General features: G+C 48.1%; 5 protein-coding genes. 2 read left to right on the top strand and 3 right to left on the bottom strand.

The window, feature by feature from the left end; all coding sequences use genetic code 11:
- From VFW36_RS07870 to VFW36_RS07880, 3 genes are all read right to left on the bottom strand, one after another.
- Window positions 1–906: argininosuccinate synthase domain-containing protein (locus VFW36_RS07870; RefSeq protein ID WP_329658263.1), on the bottom strand; the 906-nt coding region annotated here is incomplete at its 3' end.
- Window positions 907–919: 13 nt separating this feature from the next.
- The gene (dnaG, locus tag VFW36_RS07875) at window positions 920–2,563 is read right to left on the bottom strand and encodes a DNA primase (protein WP_329658264.1); all 1,644 of its coding nucleotides are present in this window, start codon (window positions 2,561–2,563) and stop codon (window positions 920–922) included.
- 25 nt (window positions 2,564–2,588) lie between these two features.
- Window positions 2,589–4,289, bottom strand: a complete 1,701-nt coding sequence (locus tag VFW36_RS07880; protein ID WP_414720276.1) for a methyl-accepting chemotaxis protein — start codon at window positions 4,287–4,289, stop codon at window positions 2,589–2,591.
- A gap of 90 nt (window positions 4,290–4,379) precedes the next feature.
- Here VFW36_RS07880 and rpsU point away from each other — a divergent pair, with 90 nt between their 5' ends.
- Together rpsU and purT are read left to right on the top strand one after the other, a co-directional pair.
- Window positions 4,380–4,592 carry a 30S ribosomal protein S21 gene (rpsU, locus tag VFW36_RS07885; protein WP_013458942.1) on the top strand — a complete coding sequence of 71 codons (213 nt, stop codon included), beginning with the start codon at window positions 4,380–4,382 and terminating at the stop codon, window positions 4,590–4,592.
- Window positions 4,593–4,715: 123 nt separating this feature from the next.
- Window positions 4,716–5,849: formate-dependent phosphoribosylglycinamide formyltransferase (gene purT / locus VFW36_RS07890; RefSeq protein ID WP_329658266.1), on the top strand; the 1,134-nt coding region annotated here is incomplete at its 3' end.

Genomic DNA, 5,849 nt, shown 5'->3' on the forward strand with positions numbered 1-5,849 from the left:
AAACATCAATGTTTGTTCCCCCTCAAATCCTGCTTTGCAATAGGCTAACACCAGTTTTGCCGCTAACATTCGGTCATTTTCACTAGCGTTTCGTGATAGCATCGCATGCGGTCCTACGAGAGGGGTCGTAATATGAATATACTTGCTGTTCTCGATTCCTTCTAACACGGCGTTATCTTCCGCATTGCGTCCGATGATGAGTTTTGCCCCCTCAGGTAGCCGAAGCTGACGGCCGTATTTCAGTGTCGGTATATCTTCTACGCTAAACGTATCGTGAGCAATAAAATCACGGATTTTATCGGAGAACTTCTCATCCGTGAGTAAACATCCGCCCCCCGGTGCTTCGTAGTTTTTGAGACCGAATTGCTCTGCTAACTCCATTTGGCGTTCACGGTTGCGTCCATTGATATTCTCGAGTTTTTCGCGATCCACCCACCCCTGTGTTTCAGGGATCGTCGGCGTGAGGGCTTTGGCGCTGAGAGGGCGTAGAAGCAGCCCTTCGCAATCGCTGAGATTGAGAACTTTTTGGAGCGATTCGCTGTTTTGGCTCATCGGGCGTTGCCCTAGTACTTCACCGCTAATGAGAAAACTCGCTCCCCACTCTTCCATCACTCGTTTAGCAACTTCAAACATTTTGGCATGACAGTCGATGCAAGGGTTGAAATTTTTGCCGTAGCCGTATTTCGGGGTAAAGAGGACTTCGCGGATATATTCGTCTCGGATGTCAACACTGCGAAACTCGGCACCAATCTGTTCACACATGTTTTGCATGTGAGCAAGGCGGTCTTTGGTCGAACCGAATCCTGTATTGATATTGCAGGCGATTACTTCGATCCCTTGATCGATGATGAGTTTCGCCGCGATGGTAGAGTCGAGACCGCCGCTGAAGAGAGCTATGGCTTTCATGAGTTTCCTTGGTTTAGGTGAGAGGCACTAACTCGCCCCGTTTAAGGCGTTCGATTTTCTCACGGAATTGACGTATTAAGTACGATTTTTGATCGAATGATACCGTATTTTGAGTTGTCACTTTTTTGAGTTCACGATTATAGTGCGCACTCAAGAAAGTGATAAGCTCCGCTCGCAGCCCCTCATCCCCCTCGAATGTCCGAATCCGATCATCCATCATTAGGGCACTGAGGCGGGGATCGTCACTGCGGCCTTGAAGGGCAGATTCAAACTCGCTTCCGTGATATTGCAATAATGTACCGTCAATAAAATCGAGGAGTGAATCTGCGATATGGGGGCGTTCCAGTAGGGTTTTGATAAAACTCAGTTCCCAAATATCGTGGTGAGAAAAATTGATCGGTTGAGGGGTCATATTTTTTGTGTGACCCACTTGGATCAGGGATGGGGAGATACCCAATTTGGAGGCGACAAACGGACGGTACTCCTCTTGGAGAAGCGGTGAGAGGGTTTTGAGAAACGCGATGTTCTCATGCAGTGCCGTCTCTTTGGCTTTGGGGTCTTGGAGATCATAGGCGTTAATTATCTCTGAGATGACGAATTCGATAAACGGGATCGGTCGGTGCAAAAGGGCGTTAAGGGCTTCGATCTGACCGCTTTTGATCATATCGGCGGGATCGAGTCCCCCCTCAAATAAAACAACTCCCCCATCAAACCCTGAGCCGCTGAGGAGTTTGGAGGCTTTGAACGCGGCGGCGCGCCCCGCTTTATCCCCATCATACGCCAAAAATATTTTCGGCTCACCCTTGCGTAGCAGGGGCAAATGCTCGGCAGTGAGCGCGGTTCCCAGTGTCGCGACGGCATGGGTGAATCCCGCCTGATGGAGCATCACGACATCCAAATATCCCTCGGTGACGATGATCTCACGGCGGCGATAGATCGCTTCACGGGCAAGATGATAGGCGTACAGGAGGCGTGATTTGTTAAAAATGGCACTTTGGGATGAATTGACGTATTTGGCTTGATGCCCCGTGATAGTGCGTCCGCCGAATCCGACGATAGCACCGCTGGTGGAGTGGATCGGAAAGGTGATCCGTTCGATAAAACGGGCAAATAGCCGTCCGTCATCTCCTCGTCCGATGGCACCTTGTTCGATCGCTTCGGCTGTTGAGAGCTTGCGCTGTTCTAAAAATCGGAGCGTTTCGGGTGATGTCGGGGCGTATCCGATCCCGAAGCGCTCGATACTGGAAGCGTAAATACCCCGCTCGTGGAGGTAACCCATCGCCGTTTTATTTTGCTCCAAAAGCTTTTGATACCAGTCGCGCAGGGTTTCGAGGAGATTAGAGCGTTTTTTTTGCTTGGTATCGTCGGTATAGTGGAGGGTAAAATTGGTGGAAGCGGCCAGTTTTTCGATCGCTTCGGGGTAGTTGAGCTTTTCATACTCCATGACGAATTTGATACCATCACCGTGCACACCGCATCCGAAACAGTGGTAGCTTTGGCGTGAGGGGTTGACGACGAAGCTGGGGGACTTCTCATCGTGAAACGGGCAGGGTGCTTTGAAGCTGCTTCCGGCACGTTTGAGTTCGATATAGGAACCCACAATATCGACAATATCAAGTCGGGCTTTGAGCGCCTCGATGGAGTCTTGAGTAATCATAACGCTATTTTAGCGAAAAGGGGCTTTATTGATGTGTTTTGAACTGTCCTAATCGTGTATTGAGTGCATCGGCAGAAGATTCGATGGTTTGTACAATGGTAGATAGCTCCTGCATCGATAGATCATTGTCGGTGGTTATCGATTCGAGCGCCTCCATCTGAGAAAGCATCGACTCGATATGGCGGGCAATGGTATGGGAGTTGGCGACACTTTGTTTCGTGAGGGTATCGGTTTGTTCCATTGCATTGACCGTTTCGTTGATGTCGGTATCGACCCTGTTGGAAATCATCGTAACGTTTTGCATCGATTGGGCATTGAGATGCATCTGTTCGGTTGCGTCGGCAATACTTTGAACGATGATATTGATGGTTGCATTGATCTCGGTTAGGCTCTTTTGGGTGCGTTCAGCCAATTTGCGAACTTCGTCGGCAACAACCGCAAACCCTCGACCGTGTTCACCGGCACGTGCCGCCTCGATTGCCGCATTCAGGGCTAACAGGTTTGTTTGATCGGCAATATCGTTGATGACGGATAGGATTTGTTGGACTTGCGACGCTTCGACGTTCAGGTGTTCAAGCTTATTTCCGAGTTCTGTTTCAAGCTCCGTACTGCGGGAAATGGTATTCAATAGGCTAGAGAGCTCTTGCCGTCCGTGATGGAGGAGTTCAAGGGCATGATTCATATTTTCCAGTGTCACGGTGAAATTATGCACCCCCTCATTGACAATCGCCTGGATTGAGTGGGCTTGTTCGGATGTTGTGCGGGTGATTGAATTGCTCTCATGTATTCGCTGTTTGAGTTGGGTATTGATGGTATCAAGATGGCGTGCGGCGTCGAGATTGGCATCGGAAATCTCTTTGGAGTGAGAGACGGAATTCTCTATCTCGGCGACAAAACGATTCAGAGTGCTCATCATAACACCTGTTTCATCGCGCGTAGATCCGTTGAACGATTTGGTCAGATCGAACAGATCGGTCTTTAGATTTTCCGTAAGGATTTTTACCGGACGGGTTACTTGGGCTACGAGGAGGGTCATGTTGAGTGCCGATATGCTAATGCCGATCAGAGCTACCGTAATGTTTTTGGTTACAAGGGTGGATAACTCCAGATGGGGAATAGAATAGAGCAAAATGGTGTTTAGCAAAACCAGCAAAACAATGTTTCCAAGGATAGTCGTAAAGATGGAAAGAACCATTTTTCTCCCGAAAGAGATAAACGGGTACCGCTCGCTTAAGGGGACAACCGATACCCATTGTTCGAGCCGTATAACGAATAAAATGAACACCGGAATAATAAAAAGCAAAAGTAACGGTAGAACCGCAAACTGCGCAAGTCCAAACCGCTCAAGGGTAATAAACGATTTTTCGGAGAGGACGACGGCGGGTCCTAAAAAGGTATAGAGCATTTCTCCGATCAAAAACCAATAGGGCAATCGGGAGACGATAGCCGCCGCTTCTTCGTGGGTATGTGACGTACGCATGAGGGATTCGAGCTTGCTAAATGCGCGGCCAAATCCAATCAGCATTACGGAGGTAGCGATGATCATATAGATAGTCATGGGGATCGAAACGAGGATAGAGAACAGCTCATCAAAGGTGAAAAGATGGGAAAAGAAAACGAGAAAAACCCATGCAATCGGGGGGACCATCATTCCGATAAATACTAACCACAGCAATGTTTTTCGCGGGCTCATGTGAAACTCCAGAATGACGTAATGATAAATCATAACCTAATTAAGGGTAAAAAGAACCTTATTTACTCGAAAATTGCGCTATAATTCCAGTTCGAAAATTTTAAATAGAAAGTAGGTGATTGCATGCCTGGAATTATCTTACGTCAAGATGATAATTTTGATGCTGCTTACCGCCGTTTCAAGAAACAAACAGATCGTAATCTGATTGTTACTGAAGCTCGTGCTCGTCGTAACCACGTTACAGAGACCGAAAAGCGTAAACAATTCAAAATCAGCGCTCGCAAAAAGATGTTAAAACGTCTCTATATGATGCGACGTTACGAATCTCGCCTGTAACTCCTTGCGCTTCGGCGCTCGGGTTACAAACCCTCTCCATCCTTCAATTTTTCCCTTTGTAACAAAACCTTTACTAACCCTGTGATACACTTAGTGTAATAAATTTTGCACAAGGCTATATCCATGCTCTTTAGCGCACCTCTCAAAACCAATTCCAAAAAAATCATGTTGTTAGGCTCCGGCGAACTCGGTAAAGAAGTAGCGATCGAAGCACAACGTTTGGGGATCGAAGTGATCGCGGTAGACCGTTATAAGCACGCTCCTGCACACCTCGTTGCCAATCGATCTCATGTCGTGAATATGCAAGATCAAGAAGCGGTGCTCAAATTGATCCGCAAAGAGAAACCCGATTTCATCCTCCCTGAGATCGAAGCGATCAGTATCGATGCATTGTTCGCGGCTGAAGCGGAAGGATTTTGTGTTATCCCGAACGCGGAAGCAGTCAACAAAACAATGAACCGTAAAAACATCCGCCGTTTTGCCGCCGAAGAGTTGGGACTTAAAACCAGCCGTTATCATTTTGTGAGTACGTACGAGGATATGTGTGCTGCTGCGGAAGATGTCGGATTCCCGTGTGTGATTAAACCGGTGATGAGTTCATCCGGTCACGGGCAAAGTATCGCACACAGTCCGTTTGATCTGGAAAGCTCATGGGAGATTGCCAAAGAGGCACGAGGGGATGCAAGCGAGCTGATCGTCGAGGAATTTATCCGTTTTGATTACGAAATCACTCTCCTTACCGCGCGCAACGGAGTAGAGACCGTATTTTGTGAGCCGATCGGGCACATCCAAAAAGACGGCGATTATATCTACAGCTGGCAGCCGATGCAAATGTCGAAAAAGGCATTGAAGCGTTCTCAAAAAATCGCCAAAGCGATAACAGACGGATTGGGCGGCAAAGGGTTATTCGGTGTTGAACTGTTTGTCTCAGGCGATGAGGTCTATTTCAGCGAAGTGAGTCCTCGTCCGCACGATACGGGGATGGTAACGCTTATCACCCAAAGTCAAAGCGAATTCGCACTTCACGTACGTGCCGTACTTGGATTGCCGTTAGGCTTTACCTTCTACGGCGACGGCGCGAGCGCGGCGTTTAAATCAACTGTCGAGTCTCACGAGCCGGTGATCGATGTTGCCGATGAGTTGTTTGATGATAATAGCTTCGTTCGCGTATTCGGTAAACCTGAAGCGCACGTCGGACGACGTATGGCGGTGGTTTTGGTGTTTGACAAAGTGAATAAAGCGCTCAAAAAAGCGAAA

The sequence above is a fragment of the Sulfuricurvum sp. genome (assembly GCF_036279695.1).
Lineage (GTDB): Bacteria > Campylobacterota > Campylobacteria > Campylobacterales > Sulfurimonadaceae > Sulfuricurvum.